Source organism: Actinokineospora fastidiosa, from assembly GCF_014648415.1.
Taxonomy (GTDB): domain Bacteria; phylum Actinomycetota; class Actinomycetes; order Mycobacteriales; family Pseudonocardiaceae; genus Actinokineospora; species Actinokineospora fastidiosa.
On sequence record NZ_BMRB01000001.1, the window covers coordinates 1,075,293 to 1,096,480 of the forward strand.

Consider the following 21,188-nt stretch of genomic DNA (forward strand, 5'->3'; position numbering starts at 1 on the left):
GTGGCGGGCTCGGGCGGCAGAGGCCGATCAGTACGTCACGGTGACGTAGCGCCGTCCGTCGGCGCCGACGACCGCGATCGACGCCAGGTCGTCGCGGGGGACCGCGGCCGTGCCGTCCACGGAGACGCCGTCCAGCTCGTGCTCGGGCGAGCCGATCCAGGCCGCCACCGTGATCTCCGCGCCGGAGCGGGTGCGGAGCACGATGTCGTACCGCTGCCCCGGCGGCGCGCCGAGCACCGCGGCCCGCACGCGGATCCAGCCCGGCTCCGGGGTGACCGCGGCCGTGAGCCGCACGCTGCTGCCGGTGTCGGTGGCCGCGTCGACCTCGGCGGGCGCCGCCGGTGTGGTCGGCGGCGGCGACGGCAGCGGGTGCGGCGGCACGTCCGGGGCGAGCGCCCGCCCGACCGCCAGGCCGCCGAGCACCGCCCCGAGGACCGCGGCGGCCACCGCCGCCCGCTTCCACCACGTCGCGTGGCCGCCGCGCGTCATCGGAACTCCAATCCCCCCGGATCGTCCCTAGTCGACTTCGTGGTAGAGGTCGGCGAAGGAATCGTCGAGATACGGGCTGAGCGAATAGTCGAAGTCGATCCCCGCCCGCGAGGTCACGCCGATGACGTACCCGAGGGACAGGTTGTAGTCGTAGCCTTCCAGCCACGGTCCGCCGCTGGCCCCGCCGGTGAGGATGCACCCGACGTAGACGTAGGAGTCGAACCAGCTGCCGTCGTAGGTCGTGACCTTGTCGCAGTAGTACGGGACGTCGCCGGGATAGCCGTCGTTGGCGGGGTAGCCCCAGACCACGACGGTGTGGCCGTAGCCCATGTTGATCTTGATCCCGTTGCCGCCCACGACGTCGACGACGTTGAGGCCGTCGCGCGCGTAGAGGTTCACGAAGCCGTAGTCGTAGTCGTCGTCGGAGTCGTCGGTCCACGCCGACCAGACCGTCCACCGCTGCGCCCAGAAGATGCCGTGCGGACGCGAGTCGCCGTGCAGGCCGGGCACGAAGAACGCCTCGGTGAACAGCCAGTCGCCGCCCTCGCCGCCGTGCAGGCAGTGCGCGGAGGTGGAGATCAGGTTCCGCGAGCCGCTGTTCACCACCGACGCCGAGCACCAGCCGGTGCTCGACCCGTCGGCGTTGGCGATGTACATCCGGCCGTGCGCGCCCGGCGCGGGCAGGTTGGCCTGCTGCCGGACCGTGGCGGCCGCGGGCTCGGCGACCGACCGCGGCAGCGCCGCCGGGTCCACCGCCTTCGGTGTCCCGTCGGACTCCGGCGCGGCGATCGGCTTGGCCGTCCTGATCACCTCGTCGATGCGCTCATCGGTCCACCGCGCGGCCCGCGTCTCGGCGAGGTCGGCGGCGGCGGTCCCGGAGACCGGCGCCAGCGCCTCCTCCGCCGAGGCCGTCGAGCCGACGGTCAGCCCGGACAGGGCGAGCACCGCGCAGACCAAAGGTCTTCCCCAGTTCATGATTCCGCTCCTTGTGATGGCAGGTCGAAGGAGCGCGCCAGGAATCGATCGAACGCCGGATGCCGAGATTTCCCCCATGTGTCACTCCCCCGCCATTGACGGTCCCACTGGAGGATGCAACGCCATACCGCCGAACGGGTGTATCGAGCTGATCCTTTCGGCCCGGTATGAGCGGTTTCCGCTACGCGGTGAGGCGATGGGTGATTTCCCTGGTGGCGGCCTGCGCCGCGGCCCGGTCCACCTTCGTGGGCTCCCGGTCGGCGACGACCTGCTCGCCCGCGACCCACACGTCGTTGACCGTCCGCGAGCCCGCCGCCCAGACCAGGTTGGCGAGCAACTGCTCGTCGGAGACGTCCAGCCCGCCCGCGAAGGCCGGGTCGTCGACGCCGACGTGCACCATGTCCGCCCAAGCGCCCTCGGCCAGCGTGCCGATGTCGTCGCGGTGCAGCGCGGCCGCGCCGCCCCGGGTGGCGAGCAGCAGGACATCGACCGCGCCGAGCACCGTGGAGTCCATCGTGGACACGCGGGCGATCATCGCGGTCCAGCGCATCTCCTCCCACAGGTCCAGGTCGTCGTTGCTCGCCGGGCCGTCCGTGCCCAGGCCGAGCGGGACGCCCGCGCGCAGCAGGTCGGGCACGCGCGCGATGCCGGAGGCCAGCTTCGAGTTCGACCCCGCGCAGTGCGCCACGGACACCCCGTGCCGGGCGAACAGCGCGATGTCCGAATCGGACAGGTGCACGGCGTGCGCGGCCAGCACCCGGCCGCCCACCAATCCCGCGGACTCCAACAGGGCGGGCACCGACCCGTGCGCCGCGCGCTGCTTGACGTCCTCGGGAAGGGACTCGGCGACGTGGATCTGCACCAGCGCCCCGCGGGCGCGCGCCGACTCGCCGACGGCGGTCAGCGCCTCCGGCGGGAGCATGTACGCCGAGTGCGGTCCGTAGCCCAGCTCGACCCGCTCGCCGGGGCCCAGGCGCAGCCCGTCGGTGTCGATCCAGGCGTCGATCTCGGCCAGCAGCGCCCGCCAGTCCCAGCCGGGGGCGTCGATGATCGCGGGCGCCAGCACCATGCGCGCCCCGGTCTCCAGGACGGCGGAGGCGACCTCGGCGCCGTGGAAGTACATCTCCGCGCTCGTGGTCACGCCAGCGCGCAGCATCTCCACCGAGCCGAGCACCATGCCCGCGCGCACGTCCGCCGGGGTCATCCGCGCCTCGGCAGGCCAGATGACCTCGGTCAGCCAGCGCATCAGCGGGAGGTCGCCGCCCATGCCGCGCAGCACGGTCATCGGGCTGTGCGCGTGGGTGTTGACCAGGCCGGGCATGAGGATGCCGGTCAGCGACCGGGTCGGGAGGTCCACCTCGGGCGCGGTCGCGGCGGGGCCGACGTGGCTGATCCGCCCGTCCACCACGTCGACGACGGCATCGCGCAGGACCGAGCAGGCGGGGTCGCAGGGCAGGACGATCGGGGCACGCAGACGCATGCCGACGATCCTGCCATTCTCAGCGCCGCCGGAACGCGGGCCTGCCCAGGGAGTCCACCGCGGGGACGTAGGCGTCGGGCGAGTGCTCGACGGTCACCCCGGCGGCGTCGAAGGAGTGCAGCACGGCGCGGTTCAGCTCGACGGCGACCCGGTCGCGCCACAGCGTCCGGTCGGACGAGGTGTCCAAGCCGAGCCGTTCGGCGACCACGGCGGCCATGCCGTAGGCGGCGTCGTCGGCCAGGACGTCCTCGCCGATCGCGCGGCACAGGTACACCCCGTTGTACGGCGCGGCCGGGTACTCGATGCCGCCGATCGCCAGGCGCATGTTGCTGATGACCGGGACCGCGTGCCAGCGCAGCCCCAGCTCGGCGAACCAGGCCAGCTCCGGGTGCGTCAGCGCGACCTCCAGCACCGCGTCCCTCGGCAGCTGGTGCACCTGCACGCCCTCGTGGTCGGTCTCCACCACCAGCGGCAGCTGGTCGAACGCGCCCCGGGTGCTGGGCGGGCGCCAGCCCAGCCTGCACACGCCCGTGGTGAAGTCGGCGTACCTGCGGTCGCCGACGAACCCGTCCGCCATCCGGTAGCCCGCGTACCGCACGAGCTGGTCGTTGCGGATGCGGGGCCCGGCGCGCCAGGGCGTGTCGGGGGCGAACACGGTGACCATCGGCCGCACGGCGCCGTCGCCCGCGGCCATCACCAGGTGCTGGGCGCAGTGCTCGGCCACCGAGGTGGCGTCGCGGACCTGGCGCAGGTCGCGCACCAGGATGCCGCGCCACGGCACGCCCTCCGGGCACCAGCCGCTCTCCCGCAGCGCGACCCGCGCGCCGAAGGCCAGCTCGGCCGGGGTGTGCCGGTAGGTGCCGGTGGCCGCGATCTCCGCGCGGACCTTGGCCATGCGGGCGTCGAGGTCGCCCGCTCTCGGCCGCGCGGTGTGGAAGTCCCGCAGGAACGCGGCGGCCTCGGCGAACAGCGGGACGGTCGCCGAGCGGGTCGTGTCGTCGCGCAGAGCGGTCACGTCACTGATATCGGTGCCCTGGCCGCGCGACTCGACTACTCGACAGTGTGGTGTCGCGCCGATTCGCGTCACGCAGGGTTAGTCGGTCACCCGGACGAACATCAGATCGCGGGAGATCCGGCCCTCCTCGTCGGCCCGCGACTCGAACTTCGTCACCGGCCGCCAGTCCGGCCGGGGCGCCCAGCCGTCGTGCTGGTTGCGCAGCCGGGGCTCGGCGGAGAGCACCTCCAGCATCTGGTCGGCGTAGTCCGCCCAGTCGGTGGCGAGGTGGATGACCGCGCCCGGGGCGAGCCGGGACGCGGCCAGCGCGATGAAGTCCGGCTGGACCAGCCTGCGCTTGTGGTGGCGCTTCTTCGGCCACGGGTCCGGGAAGAAGATCCGCATCCCGGCCAGCGTGCCCGGCTCGATGTGCCGGGTGAGCAGGTCGACGGCGTCCCCGCGCAGCAGCCGCAGGTTCGCCAGGCCCAGCGCCTCCGCGCGCAGCAGCAGCTGGGCCAGCCCCGGCTGGTAGACCTCGACGGCCAGGTAGTTCAGCTCCGGCGCGGCCGCGGCCAGCCGCGCGGTCGTCTCGCCCATGCCGGAGCCGATCTCCAGCAGCACGGGCGCCTCGCGGCCGAACCAGCCCGCGAGGTCGAGCGGGCCGTCGGGCAGCTCGCCGATGAGGCGGCCCAGCTCGGGCCAGCGCCGCTCCCACGCGCGGGCCTGGCCGACGGTCATCCGGCCGCCGCGGTGCACGAAGCTGACGACGGAGCGCCGGTGTTCGTCGGTGGGTGTCACACGGGCAAGCGTGCCAGGTCAGGCCCGGATGGACTCCAATCGGGCCAGGTTCGCGCGCAGGTCGGCCGGTCCGGCGACGGCGATGGGCGGCGGGGCCGTGCTGGCGTGCGCGCCGACCACGTCGATCCAGCCCGCGTGGCGGTGGGTGTGCGCCAGGGTGGTCGGCACGCCGGGCGCGTCCAGCGTGCGCTCGGACGGCATGAACTCCCAGTATCCGGTGTCGCCGTCCATGCCCCAGGGCACGAACACCCACCCGGGGCGGGCGGAGAGCAGCTTGGCGACGCGGTCCTCCACCACGAAGCCCTCCCGCCGCGAGGCGAGCGAGCCCTCGGCGACGGCCCGCACCCACCACGGCGCGGGCAGGTTCGGGTCGGCGGCCGACGCTGCCCGGTAGAGGGCGACGACCTGCTGCTCGGGCGCGCGGTGCACCCACGATCTGCGCGCGTCGGCAGGCACGGCGGCCATGCGGCCGTGCGGCTGTTCCAGCGCGTCGGACCATTCCAGTCCGATGAGGGGTTCGACGTGCAGGCCGCGGCTCTGCGGCTCGGACGAGGTCGGCCGGGGACGTCCGGCGTTGATCACCGTCAAGGTTCACCTCCGGGGGCTCCTGACGGGGGTCTCCATCCAATACGAACAGTGCCTTATCCCCATTGTCCGCATTGTGTGCGCGACCTCACCACCGCTTAACGTGTATTTAATCGACCTGCCCGGAGTTGGAAACCGGGTTATCTCCGCGCGCGCCCGCAATTTGCCACTGAACCTGGAAAGATGCAGCTAGACGGCGCGAAGCCCGGGCCGCCCCCCGAAAGGCGACCCGGGCTCCGTCATTTCCCCGGTGTGGTCCGACAACCCCCGAATGCGTGCCGGACCGAAGGCTCAGGCGTCCCGCCTGCGGGCCACGGCGAGCGCGGCGATCAGCAGGGCGACACCGACGCCCGCGAAATACGCCAGCGATCCCCACGGCCCCAGCGGCCGCTCGTCGAACGGGCCGAGCAGGAACTGCTCCGACATCGCGAACGGCATCCAGTTGCGGATGTCCTGCCCGACGTCGGGGATCAGCGTGACGAGGTTCTCCACCAGCATCGACCAGATCAGCAGCACCGCGATCGCGCCCGCCGACTGGCGGAGCAGCACGCCCACCGCGACCGCGATGACCGCGGCCACGCCGAACACCAGCGGCACGCCGATCACGGCCCGCCACTCCGCGGCGGAGTCCAGCGCCAGCGGGGCGTCGGGCAGCACGAGCATCGACACGCCCAGCGAGCCGAACGCGGCGACCAGGCCGATGAGGACGGACAGCGCGGTGACGACGCCCGTCTTGGCCAGCAGTGCCGCCGCCCGGTTGGGCACGGCGAGGAAGGTGGCGCGGATGGTGGAGAAGCGGTACTCGGTGGTGACGGCCAGCGCGGCCATCACGAGCACCACCATGAGGCCGAACTGGTAGCCGAACTGGGTCTGGGAGACCTCGAACTCGGCGGGGCGGCTGGCGTTCAGCGCGATGATCAGCGCGAAGCCGATGGTCAGTCCGAGCGCGGCCAGCGTGGACCACCACGGCGAGCGGGTGGTGAGCAGCTTGATGCGCTCGGTGGCGAGCAGCGTGGTCATCAGGCGTCCCTCTTGTTGGCCGAGACGATGGACAGGATCAGCAGGACCAGGGCGAACCCGGCGAAGTAGGCCAGCGACCACCACGGGCTCAGCTCGGCGGTCGACGGCGGCGGGCCGAACTCGACCGGCCGCGCGCTCGGGTCCGGGTCGCCGGTGACGAAGTTGTTGGCCACGTTGAACGGCAGCCACTTGTAGATGTCGTCGCCGACGTTCGGGATGAGCTGCACCAGGCTCTCGACGAGCTGGGAGTAGATCAGCAGCGCGGAGATGGCGCCCGCGGAGTGGCGGATGAACGTGCCCACCGCGACGGCGATCACCGCGGAGAAGAAGTAGACCAGCGCGACGCCCGCGACCGCGCGCCAGGCGTAGGGCGAGTCGAGCGCGAGGTCAGCCTCCGGGGTGATGAGCGTGGCGATCCCCCACGAGCCGAAGGCGGCGACCGCGCCGATGAGCGCGCCGAGGGTGGCGACGACGGCGGTCTTGGCCAGCAGCGCGGCCGTGCGGTTGGGCACGGCGAGGAAGGTGGCGCGGATGGTGGAGAAGCGGTACTCGGTGGTGACGGCCAGCGCGGCCATCACCATGACCACCACGACGCCGAAGTTGTAGCCGAACTGGGTGGCGGCCAGGTCCATCGGCGCGGTGTCGTCCGATGTGCCTGCCATGAGCGCGGCGAAGCCGATGGTCACGACGAGCGCGGCGAGCATGGACCACCACGGCGAGCGCGTGGTGAACAGCTTGAGCCGCTCGACGGCGAGCAGGGTCATGTCGTCACTTCCCCGCGGCGATCAGGTCGGCGGCGGCCGGGGCGTCGAGGTCGGTGTGGTACTCCACGGAGTCGCCGGTCAGCTGCATGAACGCCTCCTCGAGCGAGCCGCGCTGCGGGCTGAGCTCGTGCAGCACGACGCCGTTGGCCGCGGCCAGCTCGCCGATGTCGGCGCTCTCCATGCCGGACACGACCAGGCTGTCGCCCTCGTCGCGCAGGGAGACGCCGGTGCGGCCCAGCGCGCCGCGGAGCACCGCGAGCTGCGGGCTGCGCACGCGCACGGTGTTCTCGGTGGCGGCGGCCACGAACTCCTCGGTGCTGCTGTGCGCGATCAGCCTGCCGCGGCCGATGACGATCAGGTCCTGCGCGGTGAGCGCCATCTCCGAGAGCAGGTGGCTGGAGACGAACACCGTGCGGCCCTCGTCGGCCAGCCGGTGCATGAACTTGCGGATCCAGAGGATGCCCTCGGGGTCGAGGCCGTTGACCGGCTCGTCGAACAGCAGCACCTGCGGGTCGCCCAGCAGCGCGCCCGCGATGCCGAGGCGCTGCGACATGCCCAGCGAGAAGCCGCCCGCGCGCTTGTTGGCGACCCCGCTCAGGCCCACCAGGTCCAGCACCTCGTCGACGCGCTTGGCGGGGAGCTGGTTGGACCGGGCCAGCCACCGCAGGTGCCCCCGGGCGCTGCGGTTGGGGTGCACCCACTTGGCGTCCAGCAGCGCGCCCACCGTGCGCAGCGGGTGCTTGAGGTCGGCGTAGGGCTTGCCGCCGATCAGCGCCGAGCCGCCGGTGGGGGTGTCCAGGCCGAGGATCATCCGCATGGTGGTCGACTTCCCGGCGCCGTTCGGGCCCAGGAACCCGGTGACCCTGCCGGGTGTCACGGAGAAGGACAGGTTGTCGACGGCCAGCGTCTTGCCGTACCGCTTGCTGAGGCCCCTTGCCTCGATCATGGTGTGGCTCCTCGTTCGATGCCTGTGGTGCCGCGCGTCCCCGGCGCGGTCGTCCCCCGCTTGACACCATCGTCCCCATCCCCGGGTCGGAGGGCGTCGTCCTGCGGTAGCTACTTGGGGTCAGCTTCCGGGAGTAGCCTCGCTCAGCCGAACGAGTGGATGAATCGGTGACGACCCTGAGCGGACCCTGAAACCCGGTGACGGGGAGTAGGGGTGGCACCAGTTATTGAATGGTGGTTCAATAATGGTGTGCCCCGCCCCAAGACCATCTCCGACCAGCGGTTGATCGAGGCGACGTCGCTGGTCATCGGCCGGGCGGGGCCCGGGTTCACCCTGGCCATGGTGGCCGAGGAGGCGGGCGTGTCGGTGGGCACGGTCGCGGGCCGGTTCGGCTCCAAGGCCGGTCTGCTGCGCGCGCTCACCGAGCGGGGAATCGACCAGGCGGCGCCGGTCATCCGGGCGGCATGGGACGCGGAGCCGGACCCGGTGGCGGGCCTGCGCGCCGCGGCCACCGTGCTGCACGCGGCCCTGGGCGACGCCAGGGAGGCGGCCAACCACCTCGGCCAGCTGGGCGTGGACCTGCAAGACCCGGTCCTGCGCGAACTGCTGGGCCGGTACTACGCGGCGATGGAGGCCGAGCTCGCCGCGTGCTGCGCGGCCGCGCGCGAGGGCCTGCCCGGCATGCCCGCCCCGCCGGTGGCGGCGCGGGTGCTGCTGGGCCTGGCCAACGGCGCGGCCCTCGACTGGTCGATCCGACCACTGGGGACCCTGGCCGACCGGCTGGGCGAGGACGTCGACGCGGTGCTGGCCTGCTGGCGCCGAGGATGAGGAGCGGACGTGACTCTGCGGGAGAAGATCGCCGTGGTCACCGGGGCGACCCGGGGCTGCGGCCGGGGAATCGCGGTCGAACTGGGCGCCGCGGGCGCGACGGTGTACGTCACCGGTCGCACCACGCGGGAGTCCCAGTCGCCGATGGGACGGAAGGAGACGATCGAGGAGACGGCGGAACTGGTCGACGCCGCGGGCGGGCGCGGCATCCCGGTGCGGTGCGACTTCACCGCGGTAGACGACGTCCGCGCGTTGCGTGACCGGATCGCCGAAGAGCACGGCCGCATCGACATCCTGGTGGACGACGTCTGGGGCGGCGACCCCTTCGTCGAGTTCGACAAGCCGCTGTGGGACACCGACCTGGAGAAGGCCCTGGGCGTGGTGCACAACGGCCTGGACACCCACCTGATCGCCCTGCACACCCTGCTCCCGCTGGTGGTGTCCGCGCGCGGCCTGGTCATCGAGGTCACCGACGGCGACGACGACAACTACAGCTACCCGGGCGTCGGCGCGCCGTACTTCCTGGTGAAGTCCGGCATCCGCGCGCTGGCCCGCGTCATGGGCAAGGACCTGGAGCCCCACGGCGTCGTCGCCATGGGCGTCACCCCCGGCTTCCTCCGCTCGGAGATGATGCTGGAGCACTTCGGCGTCACCGAGGCCAACTGGCGCGACGCCCCCGACCCGCACTACGCCCTGTCGGAAACCCCCCGCTACCTCGGCCGCGCCGTCGCCCACCTGGCCGCTGACCCGAACGTCTCCCGGTACGCGGGCAAGACCCTGGCCAGCTGGACCCTCATGCGCGAGTACGGCTTCACCGACGTCGACGGCAGCAAGCCCGACTGGGGCCGCTGGTTCGCCGATGTCGTCAAGCCGGGCGTCGACCCGGCCACAGTGGACCCGGAGAAGTACCGGTAGGGGCGCTCAGAGGTCCCCCGGGCGGACCAGGCCGGTCTCATAGGCCAGGACCACCGCCTGGACGCGGTCGCGCAGGTCCAGTTTGGACAGCACGCGCCCCACGTGGGTCTTCACCGTCGCCTCGGACAGGAAGAGCTTGCGGGCGATCTCGGTGTTCGACAGGCCCTGCGCGACCAGGACCAGGACCTCGCGCTCGCGTTCGGTGAGGGCGTCGAGGACCTTCGCGTCGCGGAGCTCGCCGCCGCTCTGGCCGAGGAAGCGGTCGAGGAGGCGGCGGGTCACGCTCGGGGAGACGACCGCGTCGCCGCTGGCGACCGAGCGCAGGGCCGAGACCAGGTGCGCTGGCGGGGTGTCCTTCAGCAGGAACCCGCTCGCGCCCGAGCGCAGCGCCGACAGGGCGTACTCGTCGAGGTCGAAGGTCGTCATCACGAGCACCTTCGACGTCCCCGCCGCGGTGATCGCCTTGGTGGCCTCCACGCCGTCGAGCACCGGCATGCGGACGTCCATCAGCACCACGTCCGGCCGCAGCTGCTCGGCCATGGCGATGGCCGCGCGGCCGTCGCCCGCCTCGCCGACGACCTCCATGTCGTCCTGGGCCCCGAGCACCATGCGGAACCCGACGCGCATCAGCTCCTGGTCATCGACCACCACTACCCGGATCACGCGGGCCAACGTAGCGCGCCCAAGCTGAACGTGTCCTAAGCAGCGGTCACCGGGAGCACCGCGTGCACCCGCCAGCCGCCGGTCGGCAGCGGCCCCGCCTCCAGCGAACCGCCGAAGACGTGGGCGCGCTCGCGCATCCCGATCAGCCCGTTGCCCCCGGACGCCAGTCCGCGTTTCGCGCCCCGGCCCCGGTCGGTGATGTCCAGCTCGACCTGGTCCCCGTCGCGCTTGACCCGCACCGCGGCCGACGCGCCCGGGCCCGCGTGCTTGATCGTGTTGGTCAGCGCCTCCTGGACGATCCGGTACACCCCCAGGCCCACGCCCGCGGGCAGGTCGTCCAGCTCGCCGGTCAGCTCGAGCACCACCGGCACGCCGACCGCGCGCACCCGCTCGGCCAGCTCGGAGATCGACTGCGCGCCCGGCTGCGGCGCCCTGCCGGTCTCGGCCGCGTCGCTGCGCAGCACGCCCAGCAGCCGCCGCAGCTCGGTGAGCGCGTCGCGGCCGGTCTGGGCCACCGTGCGGATCGCCTGCTCGGCCATGTCCGGGTCGGTGCGCACCGCGTACGCGGCGCCCTCGGACTGCACGACCATGACGCTCACCGCGTGCGCGACGACGTCGTGCAGCTCACGGGCGATCCGCGCGCGTTCCTCGCCGACGGCGATGCGGGCCTGGTGGTCGCGCTCGGTCTCCAGCAGCGCCAGCCGCCGCTCCACCTCGACGTGGTAGGCCCGCCGCGCGCCCGCGAACTCCCCCAGCACCCAGCACAGGGCGAAGATGATCGCGGCGAACGTGACCATGATCAGCGGCTCCATGCCGGAGAACCGCCAGAACGCCCACGCGCCGGTCCCGATCGCCAGCCCCACCGCGTACAGCGCGGCCTGGCGGCGCCCGACGTAGGCGACGAGCGTGTAGAGCGAGATGCCCAGCGCCATGTCCGCGACCCGCAGCCGCAGGTCGGGGGTGTCGTCGGAGCCCTCGCCGTGGGTGAACAGCTGCACCGCCCCCGCCGCCAGCACCAGGTACGCCGACAGCAGCGGGTTGCGCCTGCGGATCACCAGCGGCGCGGTCAGCCCGATGCCGACGAGGATCAGGATCGCCGTGTGCCAGCCCGAGGCCATCGCCGCGATCAGGGGCAGCTCGAACAGCGCGATCGCCACCGCGATGTGGGCGTCGCCCGCCATCGGGTGGGCCTTGAACCACAGGCTCAGCCTCCGCACCCCGAAAGCGTAGGCATGCTCACCACCCGCGCGCGTCACCCTGGCGTCGCACCCGCGATGAGCCCTGCGGCGGATGTCCGGGGAACGCCTCCGGCCCCCACCCCGGGCATGGCACGATCTCACCCGTATTCGAGGGGAGAAGCGTGTCGACCGAGCAGCCCAACTTCGCCGGTCCGCTGTCGGCGGCGGTGGCGCACCTGTGCACCCGGCTGCAGCCGCAGGTGTCCCCGCGCACCGCGGCCGGGTTCCGCGAGGTGCTGCGCAGGCTGGGCGCCCCACTGCAGGTCGCCGTCGCTGGCCGGATCAAGTCCGGCAAGTCCACCCTGGTCAACGCCCTCATCGGCCGCCGGGTCGCGCCGACCGACGTCGGCGAGTGCACCCGGCTGGTGACCCGCTTCCAGTACGGCACCGTCGACCGCGTCGAGCTGGTGTTCTTCGACGGCCGCAAGCAGGTGCTGCCCTTCGACGCCGCGGGCATGATCCCCAAGGACCTCGACGTCGACTTCGACAAGGTCTCGCACCTGGAGGCGTACCTGACCAACGCCGTCCTGCGCGACCTGACCGTCATCGACACCCCGGGCCTCGGCTCCCTCGACCTCGCCTCGGTCAAGCGCACCGAGCAGCTGCTCGGCGCGGCCAAGCACCGCAAGGACGACGACTCCGAGGAGACCGACGACGACGAGCTCGACGAGACCTCCCGCAACGCGGTCGCGGGCGCGGAGGCCGTGCTCTACGTCGTCACCCAGGGCGTGCGCGCCGACGACCAGCAGGCCCTGGCCGCCTTCACCGCGGCGACCGCGAGCCGCGAGGCCGGGCCGGTCAACGCCATCGCCGTGCTGAACAAGGCCGACACGATCACCCCGGAGTCGGTCGCGGGCAGCGACGGCGACGTGTGGAAGGCAGCGTCGATCATCGCCGAGAAGCAGGCGGCCACGCTCAAGCCGAGGGTCGCCGACGTCATCCCGGTGATCGGCCTGCTCGCCGAGTCCGCCGAGTCCGGCGGCTTCACCTCAGCCGACGCCGACGCGCTGAAGACGCTGTCCCAACTGGACGACGTGACGTGGGAGACCATGCTCATGTCGGCCGACATCTTCACCACCTGGGACTGCGACGTCCCGGTCGGCACCCGCGTGCGGCTGCTGGAGAAGCTGGACCTCTACGGCATCCGCAGCGCCGTCGACGCCCTGCGCGCCGACCCGGAGCTGACCGCGGGCGCGCTGCGCCGCAGGCTGCTGGAGTCCTCCGGCCTGGCCCGCGTCCGCGCCCGGCTCGACGGCGTCTTCCGCGCCCGCGCCGACGGCATCAAGGCCGCGGCCGCGCTGGCCTCGGTGACCGCGCTCGCGCAGGCCTCCGGCGACGCGGGCGAGCGCCAGCGCGTCCACGACGCCATCGAGGTCCTGCTGCAGAAGCCCGAGGCCCACCAGCTGCGCCTGCTGGAGGCGCTGACCCTGGTCGCCTCCGGCGCGGTCGACATGCCCGAGGACCTCGCCGACGAGGTGCTGCGGGTCGGCTCGACCGCCGACGTCGGCGAGCAGCTCGGCCTCAAGGGCCGCCCGCACAAGGAGCTGTCGGCCTACGCGCTGGAGCGCGCGGGCTGGTGGCGCTCGTTCGCCTCCTTCGGCGCCACCCCGGCGCAGAGCCGCGTGGCCCACGTGGTGCACCGGTCGTACTTCCTCATTTGGCAGCAGTTGAAGGCGACGGGCGGCGCATGAGGCCGTCCCGGATCCGGCAGCGACTCACGGCACAGTCTGGGTGATGACGAATGGCGACCTGGTTCAAAGGCAAGCGCAGGGATGAGGCCGAGTCGACCCAGCAGGTCGACGCCGAGGTGATCACCGAGGCCATCGCCCACCCGATGGCGCCGTCGGTCGACCTGGCGGCGTTCGAGCGGCTCGCCGCCGAGCGCAAGGCGATGGTGGCGCTGTGCCTCTACGCCCACGACCGCGCCCGCAGCTCCGGGGTGGCCGAGCGGCTGGAGGAGGGGCTGGCGGGCGTCGGCGTCGAGGCCCTGCGCCCGGACGGGCAGCGCTTCGACCCGGCCGTGCACGAGGCGGGCGGCACCGCCGACACCGACGACCCCGCGCTGGACGGCGTCGTCGCCGAGACCGAGGTGGTCGGGTTCAGCGACCGGGGCCACGTGCTGCGCCCGCCGATCGTCACCGTCTACAAGGTCCACTCCTGATGACCAAGCCCCAGCCGCCGTCCCTGCCCAAGCAGGTCGCGCACGCCCGCGAGACGCTGCTCGCCCTGCTCAAGGACATCGAGCCGGAGACCGCGCAGTGGGTCGAGGAGGCCCGCGCCAAGCGGAGCAAGAAGCCGTCGGTCGTCGTGGTCGGCGAGACCAACCGGGGCAAGTCCTCGCTGGTCAACGCCCTGCTGGAGACACCGGGGCTGTCCCCGGTCGACGCCGAGGTCGCCACCGCGACGTACCTGATGTTCGACCACGCCCCCGAGTGGAAGGCCCGCGCCTGCTACCCGGGCCAGCACCCGGACGTGCCCATCGACCTCGACCTGCTCATCAACTGGGTCTCCGCGGCGCACGACCTGCCCGACGGCGAGATCCCGCCGCGCTACGTCGAGATCGACGGCCCGGCCGAGGTGCTGGAGAAGCTCGTCATCGTCGACACCCCGGGCGTCGGCGGGCTGGACTCCATGCACGGCGAGCTGGCGATCGAGGCCGCGTCCAGCGCCACCGCGCTGCTGTTCGTCGTGGACGCGTCGGCGCCGTTCACCATCGGCGAGCTGACCTTCCTCGCGGGCATCGGCGACAAGGTCGAGACCGTCGTGTTCGCGCTGTCCAAGGTGGACCAGTTCCGCGGCTGGCGGCAGGTGCTCGACGCCAACCAGGCGCTGCTGGCCGAGCACGCCCCCCGGTTCGCGGGCGCCAAGTTCTACCCCGTCTCCTCGCGGATGCACGAGATGGCGGGCAAGGCGCCCAGCGCGGAGGCCGCGGCGCTGCTCAAGGAGCGCTCCGGCATCGTCGAGCTGCGCGACGCGCTGCAGTCGCTGCTCGTCGGCCGCTCGGTGATGCTGTCGGAGGCGAACACGCTGCGCGCGCTGTCCTCCGCGCTCGCCGAGCTGACGGTCAGGCTGGAGGCCGAGAAGCGGGTGCTGACCACCGGCGAGGCCGAGGCCGAGGCGCTGCGCGCCCGCAAGGAGGAGCTGACCGCCGAGCGGCGCTCGTCCACCCGGGGCTGGCAGGTGCGGCTGCGCAGCGAGGTGCAGCGCGCGCGGCTGGAGAACGCGCACGAGGTCAGCCGCGAGATGCGCGACCTGCAGACGTGGTTCCGCGCGGCCATCGACGCCGCCGACCGGGAGAAGATCAAGACCCTGCCCGGCCAGGTCGACGCCGCGCTGCAGATGGTCACCGCGCGCATCGGCAACAAGGTGGGCAACCGGCTCAACCAGGTCGCCGACCTGGTCCTCGCCGACCTGTTCACCGCGGACGAGCTGGCGGTGATCCGCTCGCAGTTCGCGCGCGCGGGCGGCGCCCAGGTCGTCCTGCGGGCCGCGGAGAAGCGCACGCCGACCGCGGAGGACAAGCTGCTCGTCTTCATGGGCGTCTCCGGCGGCTTCGGCGCAGGCAAGATGGCCGTGCTGCCGCTGGCGGGCGCGGTCGCCGCGCCCATCCTGCTGGTGCCCACGATCGTCATCGGCCTGGGCGCGGGCTGGTGGATCGCCCGCACCCGCAAGCACACCGCCGACAAGCAGCACATGAAGCAGTGGCTGTCCGACGCCATCGCCGACTCCCGCTCCACATTGGACCAGCTCGTGTCCGAGCAGCTGATCGACGCGGAGTCGCAGCTGTCGCTGGCCCTCGACGAGGCGCTGGGCAAGCGGATCGCGGGCATCGAGGAGCAGCTGCGCGAGGTCGACAAGGCGTTGCGACTGGACGTCAGCGAGCGGCAGAAGCGGGTCACCGTGGTAAACAAGCGCCTGACCGACGTCGTCGCGGGCCGGGAGCGCGCCGAGAAGCTGCTCGCGAGCATCCGCACCCTGCGTGACAAGTCCTGACCAGTAAGAACGCGCCGAGGAATCTCCGTAACGCCGGGAACCGCCGCGGCGAAGGGTCAGTCATATCCGCAACAGCACAACATCCCGAGAGGGACCAGTAAGAGGGGGCACCACGTGTACGTGGACGAGACCGGTAGCGACGTCGACACCACCGACACCGCCGACGCGGGCCAGGACGAGCTGACCGTCGAGGTGGGTGGCGACGAGTACGAGGTCACCGAGAACTACGACTACGACCAGGACGGCGAGAACGACTCGGCCGTGGTCCAGACCGAAGACGGCTACATGGCCTTCCACGACACCGACGGCGACGGCACCGCCGACACGATGGTGGAGCTCGACGCCGACGGCAACGTGACCGGCGCGGCGGAGTACGACGAGGCCAGCGGCGAGTGGACCGCGGCGGACCCGAACTCCGTGGAGGCCCCCTCCGGCGGCGGCGCCGACGACGCGGGCACCGACACCACCACCGGCGACGACCCGACCCAGACCACCGAGACGACGACCGACACCGGCTCGGGCGAGGGCATGACGGTCGACACCGCCGAGGGCGAGATGGAGGTCGGCCCGGCGCAGTACGACTCCGACGGCGACGGCACCAACGACACCGCGGTCGTCACCGACGAGCAGGGCAACACCTACGCCTTCGTCGACACCGACGCCGACGGCGAGGCCGACGAGGCCGTCGTGATCGAGGCCGACGGCGACGTGACCGTGGCCCAGCACACCGCCGAGGACGAGTGGACCACCGTCGAGACCGGCCACATCAACGCCGACGGCTCCTACACCTCCGACAGCGCCTCCGACGCCGCCTGGCAGGGCTGAGTTCGCCGACCGGAAAGAGTCCCGTCGCACTCCGGTGCGGCGGGACTTCTTCTTTGGTAATCCGGCTCACGTGGGCGGAATCACGGTTAACGCGCCGACACTCGCAAACCGGACGTCCGTTCTGATCCGCAATCGGGTACTGAATCGATCCCCTTATCGTTCCTGTGAGAGAACCGACAGGTCAGCTATCGGTGGCCTGCCGTTTACTTCGCTAGCCTCAGTGCATTCCTTCCGGCGCCACCCGCTCCCACCAAGGGCGGGTGTCAGCCGTTCGATGAGGACGTCGACGTCCCCGGTCCGGGTGCGATGGCGTCCTGATCGGCGTTTCGGCGTTCAGTCAGGAGACGAGGCGAGATGACGGCAGTGACCATCCCAGGTCTTGACCAGGCACCGACCACGCACAAACGGCTCCTGGCGTGGGTGCGAGAGGTCGCCGAGCTGACCGCGCCCGACCAGGTCGTGTGGGTCGACGGCTCCGAGGAGGAGTGGACCCGGCTGACCGACAGGCTGGTGGCCGCGGGCACCTTCACCCGGCTGGACAAGAAGCCGAACTCGTTCTACGCCGCGTCCGACCCCAATGACGTCGCGCGCGTCGAGGAGCGCACGTTCATCTGCTCGGTCGACGAGGCCGATTCCGGGCCCACCAACAACTGGATGGCCCCGGACGAGATGAAAGCGATCATGACCGAGCTGTACCGCGGCTCGATGCGCGGTCGCACGATGTACGTGATCCCGTTCTGCATGGGCCCGCTCGACGCCGAGAAGCCGATGCTGGGCGTGGAGATCACCGATTCCGAGTACGTCGTGGTCTCGATGAGGATCATGACCCGGATGGGCGCGCAGGCCCTGGCGCGCTTCACCGACGCCGACGGCAACGAGCGCGACTTCGTCCCCGCGCTGCACTCCCTCGGTGCGCCGCTGGCCCCCGGCCAGTCCGACGTGCCGTGGCCGTGCAGCGACACGAAGTACATCGTGCACTTCCCGGAGGAGCGGCTGATCTGGAGCTACGGCTCCGGCTACGGCGGCAACGCCCTGCTGGGCAAGAAGTGCTACTCGCTGCGCATCGCCTCGGTCATCGGCCGCGACGAGGGCTGGCTGGCCGAGCACATGCTGATCCTCAAGCTGATCTCCCCGGAGAACAAGGTCTACTACATCGCCGCTGCCTTCCCCAGCGCCTGCGGCAAGACCAACCTCGCCATGCTGGAGCCGACCATCCCGGGCTGGAAGGTCGAGACCCTGGGCGACGACATCGCCTGGATGCGCTTCGGCGAGGACGGCCGCCTCTACGCGGTCAACCCGGAGAACGGCTTCTTCGGTGTCGCTCCCGGCACCAACTGGAAGACCAACCCGAACGCGATGCGCACCATCGACAAGGGCAACTCGCTGTTCACCAACGTCGCGCTGACCGACGACGGCGACATCTGGTGGGAGGGCATGGAGAACCCGCCCGCCCACGCCACCTCGTGGAAGGGCGAGGACTGGACGCCGGAGTCCGACGAGCTGTCCTCGCACGCCAACTCGCGGTACTGCACGCCGATGGCGCAGTGCCCGGTGCTGGCCCCCGAGTGGGACGACCCGCAGGGCGTGCCGATCTCGGCCATCTTCTTCGGCGGCCGCCGCGCCACCACGATCCCGCTGGTCAGCGAGTCCTTCGACTGGCAGCACGGCACCTTCATGGGCGCCACGCTGTCCTCGGAGAAGACCGCGGCGGCCACCGGCAACCTTGGCGAGGTCCGCCGCGACCCGATGGCGATGCTGCCGTTCATCGGCTACCACGCGGGCGACTACTTCCGGCACTGGATCGAGACCGGCAAGCGCGCCGACGCCGACAAGCTGCCGAAGATCTTCTACGTCAACTGGTTCCGCCGCGGCGACGACGGCCGGTTCCTGTGGCCGGGCTTCGGCGAGAACTCCCGCGTCCTCAAGTGGGCCATCGAGCGCCTGGAGGGCAAGGCCGCCGCGCACGAGTCCCCGATCGGCTGGGTGCCCACCGCCGCCGACCTCGACCTGTCGGGCCTGGACGCCGACCCGGCCGACATCGACGCCGCCCTCGCCGTCGACCTCGACGAGTGGCGCGCCGAGCTCCCGCTGATCGAGGCCTGGTTCGACAAGATCGGCGACAAGCTCCCGACCTCCCTGCGCGACGAGCTCGCCGCACTCAAGCAGCGGCTCGCCGGGTAACAGGTGCTTTGATGAGGGCCACCGCGGACACCCCGCGGTGGCCCTCATCGTTCCTCGGGAGGACGGGATGGAAGCGGCGAGATGGACCTGGCGCCTCTCGGCCTACGACGAGCGCGTCCACGCCTTCCCCTCGGACGAACGGGCCAGCCTCATCGAGGCCGTCTGCACCCACACCGTCCCCTACGCCAAGGCGCCCCGCACCCACTCCGGCCCCCGCTGCGTGTCGTGCCTGTTGATCGTGGGTGACGTCCTGACGGCTGTGGACAACCCCGGGGACAAGTCCCGCTAGTCCCACGCGTCCCCTGGTCCACACCTGCATCCGGGTTGTCCACAGACTGTGGATGGACTTGTGCACAGCTTGTGGGCAACTCGCCTGCGGCGCGGGCCGGGCGGGAGGCGGGCGGCCGGGGCCTGGGGGCACTTCGGGTCCGTGGACAGTCGGGGCTGTGGACAAATCGGGTGCGGCGGCCAGCGGTGGTCGGAGTTCGGCCGGTTACCAAACTGATCAGTGACTATCCCGCCGACGCGTTCTAGTGTTTCGCCGCAACACCGTCGTGAGGGGAGTGCCCATGGCACCACCAGGCAAGACCGGGCTGCGCTGGAGCCCATGGAACCTGCTGCTCGTGGTCCCGCTGCTGTGGCTGATCACGCCCGTCTTCAACCGCACCGGGCCCGAGCTGTTCGGGATGCCGTTCTACTACTGGTTCCAGTTCCTCGGCATCGCCGTGGGCGTGCTGTGCACGTCCATCGTCTACGTCAAGACCAAGGACAAGCCGACCACGTCCGCGCCCGGTGAGCCGCTCGACGTCGACGACCTGGACGAGGGGGCCCGATGAACGAGCTGCAGTGGCCGGAACTGGTCATCTTCGCCCTGCTGTTCGGCCTGGTCACGGTGCTGGGCTTCGCCGCGGCGAAGTGGAGGGCCGGCGGGACCCTCGACCACCTCGACGAGTGGGGGCTCGGCGGGCGCAAGTTCGGCTCGTGGATCACCTGGTTCCTCATCGGCGGCGACCTCTACACCGCCTACACGTTCGTCGCCGTGCCCGCGCTGATGTTCTCCGCGGGGGCGATGGGCTTCTTCGCGCTTCCCTACACCGTCGTCGTGTACCCGCTGGTGTTCATGCCGCTGCTGCGCATGTGGTCGGTGTCGCGCACGCACGGCTACGTCACCCCCGCCGACTTCGTGCGCGGGCGGTACGGCTCGCCCACGCTCGCGCTGCTCATCGCGATCACCGGCATCGTCGCCACCATGCCCTACATCGCGCTGCAGTTGGTCGGGCTGGAGGCGGTGCTGCGGACGCTGGGCTTCAACGGCGCCGGGATCGTCGGGCACCTGCCGCTGCTGATCGCGTTCATCATCCTGGCCGTCTACACCTACCAGTCGGGCCTGCGCGCGCCCGCGCTGATCGCGTTCGTCAAGGACATCCTGATCTACGTCGTGATCGTGGTCGCGGTCATCTACCTGCCGATCAAGCTCGGCGGCTGGACGGAGATCTTCGGCGCGGCCGACGCCAAGTTCGAGGCGAGCCCGGCCAAGGGCGACGGGACCCTCCTCAACGGCAACAACCAGCTCCAGTACGCCACGCTGGCGCTGGGCTCCGCGCTGGCGCTGTTCCTGTACCCGCACTCGCTGACCGGCGTGCTCGCCTCGCGCGGGCGCAACGTCATCAAGCGGAACATGTCGGCGCTGCCCGCGTACTCGCTGCTGCTGGGCCTGCTGGCGCTGCTGGGCTACATGGCGATCGCGGCGGGCACGAAGCCGCTGGTCAACCAGGCGACCGGGCGGCCGGACACGAACACCATCGTGCCCAACCTGTTCGACCAGATGTTCCCGTCGTGGTTCGCGGGCATCGCCTTCGCCGCCATCGGCATCGGCGCGCTCGTGCCCGCGGCGATCATGTCGATCGCGGCGGCGAACCTGTGGACGCGCAACGTCTACAAGGAGTACGTCAACAAGGGCGCGACCCCGGCGCAGGAGGCCAAGCAGGCCAAGCTCGCCTCGCTGGTGGTCAAGTTCGGCGCGGTCGCGTTCATCCTGTTCATCGACCCGCAGTTCTCCATCGACCTGCAGCTCATCGGCGGCGTGATGATCCTGCAGACGCTGCCCGCGGTGGCCATCGCGCTCTACACGCGCTGGTTCCACGTGCGCGGGCTCGTCGCGGGCTGGGTCGCGGGCATGGCGTGGGGCATGTGGCTGCTCTACACCATCCCCAGCGCCGACGGCAGCCGCGCGCACTTCGGCGGCTCCGCGCTGGTGCTGGACAAGCTGAGCCTGTTCGGCTGGCACCCGTTCGCCGGGTCGACGATGACGATCTACGTCGGCTTCGTCTCGCTGATCGCGAACCTGGTGGTCGCCGTCCTGGTGACCGTCCTGGCCCGCAGGCTCAGGTGGCCCAACGGCCTGGACAAGACCAGCCCGGCCGACTACCACGCCGACGAGGGCGACAAGAAGCTGCGCGCCATCGGCGCGCACTGACGGGGAACCGGCTGGGGG

Annotated in this window: 21 protein-coding genes; 10 read left to right on the plus strand and 11 right to left on the minus strand. The window is 71.6% G+C overall.

What is annotated here, in order from left to right:
- Positions 1-27: 27 nt before the first annotated feature.
- The 9 genes from IEY98_RS05075 to IEY98_RS05115 form a co-directional block, all read right to left on the minus strand.
- A complete protein-coding gene (locus tag IEY98_RS05075; protein ID WP_189209072.1) occupies positions 28-489 on the minus strand; it encodes a hypothetical protein in 462 nt (153 codons plus the stop codon).
- A 27-nt stretch (positions 490-516) separates the two neighbouring features.
- Complete coding sequence (locus IEY98_RS05080) at positions 517-1,464, minus strand: hypothetical protein (RefSeq protein ID WP_189209073.1); 948 nt, start codon at positions 1,462-1,464, stop codon at positions 517-519.
- A 181-nt stretch (positions 1,465-1,645) separates the two neighbouring features.
- Positions 1,646-2,944 carry an amidohydrolase family protein gene (locus IEY98_RS05085; protein ID WP_189209074.1) on the minus strand — a complete coding sequence of 433 codons (1,299 nt, stop codon included), beginning with the start codon at positions 2,942-2,944 and terminating at the stop codon, positions 1,646-1,648.
- 19 nt (positions 2,945-2,963) lie between these two features.
- On the minus strand, positions 2,964-3,959 hold the full coding sequence (locus IEY98_RS05090; RefSeq protein ID WP_229786597.1) for a nitric oxide synthase oxygenase: 996 nt from the start codon (positions 3,957-3,959) through the stop codon (positions 2,964-2,966).
- Positions 3,960-4,037: 78 nt separating this feature from the next.
- Positions 4,038-4,676, minus strand: coding sequence for a tRNA (guanosine(46)-N7)-methyltransferase TrmB (gene trmB / locus IEY98_RS05095; RefSeq protein ID WP_229786755.1), 639 nt, complete (start codon positions 4,674-4,676; stop codon positions 4,038-4,040).
- A 78-nt stretch (positions 4,677-4,754) separates the two neighbouring features.
- The gene (locus tag IEY98_RS05100; RefSeq protein WP_229786600.1) at positions 4,755-5,324 is read right to left on the minus strand and encodes a hypothetical protein; all 570 of its coding nucleotides are present in this window, start codon (positions 5,322-5,324) and stop codon (positions 4,755-4,757) included.
- A 288-nt stretch (positions 5,325-5,612) separates the two neighbouring features.
- On the minus strand, positions 5,613-6,341 hold the full coding sequence (locus IEY98_RS05105; protein WP_189209076.1) for a hypothetical protein: 729 nt from the start codon (positions 6,339-6,341) through the stop codon (positions 5,613-5,615).
- Entirely contained in the window at positions 6,341-7,105 is a 765-nt protein-coding gene (locus tag IEY98_RS05110; protein WP_189209077.1) for an ABC transporter permease, read from the minus strand. Before IEY98_RS05110 ends, IEY98_RS05105 begins: the two co-directional genes overlap by 1 nt.
- 4 nt (positions 7,106-7,109) lie before the next feature.
- Positions 7,110-8,051 carry an ABC transporter ATP-binding protein gene (locus tag IEY98_RS05115; protein ID WP_189209078.1) on the minus strand — a complete coding sequence of 314 codons (942 nt, stop codon included), beginning with the start codon at positions 8,049-8,051 and terminating at the stop codon, positions 7,110-7,112.
- A 249-nt stretch (positions 8,052-8,300) separates the two neighbouring features.
- Here IEY98_RS05115 and IEY98_RS05120 point away from each other — a divergent pair, with 249 nt between their 5' ends.
- Together IEY98_RS05120 and IEY98_RS05125 are read left to right on the plus strand one after the other, a co-directional pair.
- On the plus strand, positions 8,301-8,879 hold the full coding sequence (locus IEY98_RS05120; protein ID WP_189209079.1) for a TetR/AcrR family transcriptional regulator: 579 nt from the start codon (positions 8,301-8,303) through the stop codon (positions 8,877-8,879).
- Between the two features lie 15 nt (positions 8,880-8,894).
- A complete protein-coding gene (locus tag IEY98_RS05125; RefSeq protein ID WP_189210066.1) occupies positions 8,895-9,794 on the plus strand; it encodes an SDR family oxidoreductase in 900 nt (299 codons plus the stop codon).
- 6 nt (positions 9,795-9,800) lie between these two features.
- On the opposite strand, the gene IEY98_RS05130 is transcribed toward IEY98_RS05125, so the two are convergent.
- Positions 9,801-10,457 carry a response regulator gene (locus IEY98_RS05130; RefSeq protein WP_189209080.1) on the minus strand — a complete coding sequence of 219 codons (657 nt, stop codon included), beginning with the start codon at positions 10,455-10,457 and terminating at the stop codon, positions 9,801-9,803.
- A gap of 35 nt (positions 10,458-10,492) precedes the next feature.
- Positions 10,493-11,674 (minus strand): sensor histidine kinase, encoded by a 1,182-nt coding sequence (locus IEY98_RS05135; RefSeq protein WP_444541823.1) that lies wholly within the window; start codon positions 11,672-11,674, stop codon positions 10,493-10,495.
- A gap of 143 nt (positions 11,675-11,817) precedes the next feature.
- On the opposite strand from IEY98_RS05135, the gene IEY98_RS05140 reads away from it, so the two are divergent.
- From IEY98_RS05140 to mctP, 8 genes are all read left to right on the plus strand, one after another.
- Positions 11,818-13,386, plus strand: a complete 1,569-nt coding sequence (locus IEY98_RS05140; RefSeq protein WP_189209081.1) for a dynamin family protein — start codon at positions 11,818-11,820, stop codon at positions 13,384-13,386.
- 50 nt (positions 13,387-13,436) lie between these two features.
- Positions 13,437-13,856 (plus strand): nucleotide exchange factor GrpE, encoded by a 420-nt coding sequence (gene grpE, locus IEY98_RS05145; protein WP_189209082.1) that lies wholly within the window; start codon positions 13,437-13,439, stop codon positions 13,854-13,856.
- Entirely contained in the window at positions 13,856-15,688 is a 1,833-nt protein-coding gene (locus tag IEY98_RS05150; RefSeq protein WP_189209083.1) for a dynamin family protein, read from the plus strand. The genes grpE and IEY98_RS05150 overlap by 1 nt, the downstream gene beginning before the upstream one ends.
- A gap of 120 nt (positions 15,689-15,808) precedes the next feature.
- Complete coding sequence (locus tag IEY98_RS05155; RefSeq protein ID WP_189209084.1) at positions 15,809-16,513, plus strand: hypothetical protein; 705 nt, start codon at positions 15,809-15,811, stop codon at positions 16,511-16,513.
- Between the two features lie 354 nt (positions 16,514-16,867).
- Positions 16,868-18,694 (plus strand): phosphoenolpyruvate carboxykinase (GTP), encoded by a 1,827-nt coding sequence (locus IEY98_RS05160; RefSeq protein WP_189209085.1) that lies wholly within the window; start codon positions 16,868-16,870, stop codon positions 18,692-18,694.
- Between the two features lie 67 nt (positions 18,695-18,761).
- Positions 18,762-18,983, plus strand: a complete 222-nt coding sequence (locus IEY98_RS05165) for a hypothetical protein (protein WP_189209086.1) — start codon at positions 18,762-18,764, stop codon at positions 18,981-18,983.
- A 280-nt stretch (positions 18,984-19,263) separates the two neighbouring features.
- The gene (locus IEY98_RS05170; RefSeq protein WP_189209087.1) at positions 19,264-19,530 is read left to right on the plus strand and encodes a DUF3311 domain-containing protein; all 267 of its coding nucleotides are present in this window, start codon (positions 19,264-19,266) and stop codon (positions 19,528-19,530) included.
- On the plus strand, positions 19,527-21,170 hold the full coding sequence (gene mctP / locus IEY98_RS05175) for a monocarboxylate uptake permease MctP (protein WP_189209088.1): 1,644 nt from the start codon (positions 19,527-19,529) through the stop codon (positions 21,168-21,170). The genes IEY98_RS05170 and mctP overlap by 4 nt, the downstream gene beginning before the upstream one ends.
- Positions 21,171-21,188 lie beyond the last annotated feature (18 nt).